The following is a 743-nucleotide window of genomic DNA, read 5'->3' on the forward strand; positions in this document are numbered from 1 at the left end:
CCACTAATGGCTGGGGTGTTGTCATTGCTCAATGTATCGACGCTCACCGTGAGCGTCGGTGGCGTACCATCAAAATCAGTCGAAGTGATCGTGCGCACATTACCTGCTTCATCACTGGCACTGGCGGTGATCGAACTAAGTGTTAGCAGCGGAATACTCAACCCAACTAATGACCAATTACCTGCTGCGTCGGTGGTCGCGGTGTAGTTTATCACCCCGCCACCAAGTAGGTTTTGAGTAACCGTAACTGTGCTTCCAGCAGGTAAATCGGAGGTACCGCTAAGAGACACTAACTGTCCTAATAGGAAGGTGGGCACAAACGCAAGCTCTGGCGGAATTGTATCAACCACGCCGTTGTCACTGGCGCTGCCGGTATTACCTGCGTCGTCGGTGATACTGGCAGTCACTGTGTATGCACCATCAATCAGTGGTTGCGTGGCCTCGGCACTCCAATTACCACTGGCATTGGTTTGCACTGTCACGGTATGGCTGCCGTTAGCATCCGTAAAGGTAATGGCAATGTCACTATTAGCTAGATCCGATGTCCCTGTGACCAGCGGCGTATTGTCGTTGGTCAATGCCGGTGCATCGATAGTGACAATCGGCGCTGTTGTGTCTATCACCCCACCATTTTCTGTGTCACTGGCGGTATTGCCGGCGGCATCGGTGACACTAGCATCAACAACAAAAGCGCCTTCTGCAAGCGGGGTCGGTACATCCACCGACCAACTGCCATCAGCCAA

The 743-nt window shown here is 52.9% G+C and carries 1 protein-coding gene; it reads right to left on the reverse strand.

Features of this window, described 5'->3' with window-relative positions; translation table 11 throughout:
• A partial coding sequence (locus H5158_RS22650) for an Ig-like domain-containing protein (RefSeq protein WP_182740979.1) occupies positions 1 to 743 on the reverse strand: 743 nt, incomplete at both ends.

Origin of the sequence: Pseudoalteromonas sp. SR45-6 (genome assembly GCF_014163545.1) — a bacterium.
GTDB classification, from domain to species: domain Bacteria; phylum Pseudomonadota; class Gammaproteobacteria; order Enterobacterales; family Alteromonadaceae; genus Pseudoalteromonas; species Pseudoalteromonas rhizosphaerae.